At 74.0% G+C, this 3,507-nt stretch carries 1 protein-coding gene; it reads right to left on the bottom strand.

The features are described from left to right. Nucleotides 1-188: 188 nt before the first annotated feature. Nucleotides 189-3,398 carry a glycosyl hydrolase 115 family protein gene (locus GTR00_RS16985; protein ID WP_166612767.1) on the bottom strand — a complete coding sequence of 1,070 codons (3,210 nt, stop codon included), beginning with the start codon at nt 3,396-3,398 and terminating at the stop codon, nt 189-191. Between the last annotated feature and the right edge of the window lie 109 nt (nt 3,399-3,507).

Raw genomic sequence — 3,507 nt, 5'->3', positions numbered from 1 at the left:
CCGGGGGTGCTGGTGCCGGTCGTCGTCATCGTCGATCGCCTCTCCGTCGGGCTCGTCCTCGAGCGGTGCGGACGGGACCCAGTGTGGCGACGGGGCGAGCCGGCCGTCACCCCCGGGGGTGCGCGCAGGCCCCCGCCGCGGGGTGCGGCGGGGGCCTGCTGGTGCGGGGTGCTGCTGATGCGGGGTGCTCAGCCGCGGTGCCGGCCGTGCTCGACGCGCACGCTGGCGGGCGGGGCGAGGTAGCTCTCCTGCAGCCCGCCGGTGTCCAGGACGAGGTCCTGCAGGACGACCATGGGGTCGACCATCCAGAACTTCACCGTGTGCACGCCCGGGGCGGCCACCTGGTGGGTGGTCGTGGTGCGGTTGACGTTGTCGGAGGTGTTGCGCGCCCACTGCGGGTTCATCGTGGTGTCGTCCGAGCCGGTGGCCGAGACGATGTCCACCACCTGCGGGGCGCCGTCGTCGACGGAGACGGCGTAGGACAGCGTGCCGTCCGTGGTGACGCCGTTGCGCGGGGAGAGGTGCGCGGTGACGTCGACCGGCCCGGCCTGCGTCAGCGTGACGGTGTACTCCAGGTGCGGGGAGGTCCCGCCCGGCGTCTGGCGCGGGGCGGTGGAGGGCCACGGCACCACGCCGTCGCCCTCGCGGCCCAGGTCGGGCACGACCTTCCACGACACCCCGTCCGCGCCGACGGCGCGCTCGAAGTCCTGCGCCCGCACCGAGACGTAGCCGTTGGCCTCCACCGCCCCGCGCACCTGACCGCGAGGCAGCGCGGGGCGCTCGAGCACGGCGGTGACGACGACCCGCGCCCCGTCGGGGCCGGTCACGGTCACGGGGACCTCGGTGCGCCCGGCGGGCGCGCGGCGCCAGTCCACCCGGAGGGTGGCGCGGACCTGGTCGTCGACGGTGCCGCGGGTGCGGTCCACGCGCAGGTACGGCGCGCCGGGCTCGATGCGGTAGTCGAAGGGCTGCGAGCCGCGGTTGAAGACCTCCAGGTACTGCGCCGGCTGGCTCTGGTGGGGGCTGAAGGTGGGCAGGACCGCGCCGGTGCGCCCGGCGGCCCACCACTCGTCGGAGCCGTCGACCGCGACGCCCATCTCGGCGCGCTCGGGCACCTCGATGCGCTTCAGGTGCGGGTAGATCGCGTCGGGCAGCGCCTCGTTCTCCAGCTCCGGCTGCTGCCAGGGGGCGTTGGGCCCGTAGCGCTCGACGTCGCCGTAGCCGATCTTCGGCTGCGTCTGGAAGCCATTCCACTTCCCGCCGGCGATCTCGGTGTCGTACTTCTTCGACATCGCCTGGTCGTCGGCGAAGCGGGCCTCGGCCTCGTCGGCGCGCGCGTTCGTCGCCGCCCGGCCCTGCTGGGCGTAGAGGAGGTTGGTGAACTGCGCGTTGCGCAGGTCGTAGAGGTTGGAGGTGGCCGCGACCTGGTAGAGGACGAGCTGGTAGTAGGCGTCGGCGTGCTCGGCGGGCAGGCGGGCGCCGATGCGCTCGGCGTCGGCGCGCAGCCGCGCCCACTCCCCGGTGACGCGGTCCATCTCGCGGTAGTGGTTCAGGCTGTAGGGGTTGCCCTCGTCGTCGTGGAGGACGGCGGTGGGGTCGGTGGCCAGGTCCTTGGACTCGTCCAGGGTGATCTTCCGGTTGAGCAGCTCGGGCTTGCGCCGGGCCTGCAGGACGCCGTAGCGGTGCAGGACGTCGGCGATCTCGCGGGCGTGCTCGCGGCCGAAGTTCTCCGCGGCGTAGGCGGCCTCCCACTGCGCCAGGCGCTCGACCGGCAGGGCGTCGGGGTTCCAGGCGTAGTCCAGGAAGAACTGCGTGGGCAGCTCCTGGTTCTTCAGGTCGCCGACGTTGACGACCCACAGCCGGTCGACGCCGTGCTCGTAGGCGGCGTTGAGCTGCTCCCAGGTGTTGGCGGTGTTGACGGTGTCGACCCACTTGTAGTTGCGGCCCTGGCCGACGTAGTCGAAGTGGTAGTACAGCCCGTAGCCGCCCTCGCGCTCGGGCAGGTCCTGGTCGGGCAGCTTGCGCATGTTGCCCCAGTTGTCGTCCGCGTAGACGACCGTGACGTCGTCCGGCGGGCGCAGCCCCTCGTCCCAGTAGCGCTGGACCTCCTTGTAGAGGGTCTGCACCTGCGGGATGTCGGTGATGTCGCCGCCGGCGACCTCCTGCAGGATGCGGCGCTGGCTGGCGAGGATCTCCTCCATCAGCTCGATGCCCTCGCCGTCGGGCAGCGCCACGTCGCCGTTGCCGCGCATGCCCAGGGTGACCACGCCCTCGAAGCCCTGGTCGACCATGCGCTGCACGCCCTCGCGCCAGTAGGCCTCGATGGCGGCGCGGTTGCGGCGGAAGCTCCACTCGCCGGTGCCGCCGTAGGGGTCGCTGCCGGGCACGGTGACGTCGCCGGCGGCGTCGCGCTGGGCGGGCACGGCGTGGCGGTTCCACTCCTCGATGCCGCGCATCATCGGCGCCTCGTGGGAGGTGCCCATGACCACGCCGTACTCGGCGGCGCGCTGGTGGTTCTGCGGGTCGTCCTCGGCGAACGCGCGGCCCCACACGGCCGGCCACAGGTAGTTCGCCTTCAGCCGCAGCATCGTCTCGAAGACCTCGCCGTAGAAGTCGGCGTTGAAGCCGCCGGGGAAGCCCTCCGCCTCGCCGGGGCCGAAGTGCTGCGGGGCCCAGCGGCCCAGGGCGGGGTTCTCGTCGTTGATGAAGAAGCCGCGGTACTTCACCGCGGGGGTGCCCTGGGTGTGCCGGCCGGCGGCGACGAACAGCTCCTCGCGGTGCGGGGCGGGCACGTCGTCCCAGAACGACCACGGCGAGACGCCGATCTCGCGGGAGACGTCGTACACGCCGAAGATCGTGCCGCGCGGGTCGGAGCCGGCGATGACCAGCGCGCGCTCCACGCCGGGCAGCGGGTCCTCGACCACCTGCTGCACGCTGGTCTCCCAGCGCCCGGCGACGCCGCGCACGTCCAGGCGGCCCTGCGCCACGAGGCGGTCGACCAGGGGGCTGCGGCCCAGGGTGCCGACGATGACGACCTCGTCGTCGCGCGGCAGCTGCCCGGCGGGCAGGACGCTCTCGGCCGGCCGCCGGCCGGTGACGGCCTCCACGTCGCCCTGCAGGTCGGCGGCGGCGCGCAGGACGCCGCTGTGGTCCTCGGCGCTGACGACGACGGGGGCGGCGCGGCCGTCGTCGACGAGGCCGAACGCCCCGCGCGAGGGGCGGGTGCTGACGTAGTGCTGCTGCCCGTCGGTGCGCGCGACGCGCTCGGCGGGGCGCCCGGCGCCGTGCCGGTCGCCGCCGTCCTGGGCCGCGGCCGGGGCGGCGCCGCCCGCGACGAGCGCGCAGACCAGCAGCGGCACCAGGCGGCGCGCGGGCCCAGGGGTGGTGGGGCTTCTCATGGGGCTCCTCGGGAGCGGGATCGGCACTGACCCGTCCGACCGGGAGGACCGCGGTCGGGTTTCCGGACGGTTTCCGGACGCTAACCCCGCTCACAGGAGGCGTCAACAC

Source organism: Kineococcus indalonis, assembly GCF_009906395.1.
GTDB lineage: Bacteria > Actinomycetota > Actinomycetes > Actinomycetales > Kineococcaceae > Kineococcus > Kineococcus indalonis.
Note: the sequence above shows the minus strand (reverse complement) of the source record. Positions and strands in the feature narration are given on the sequence as shown.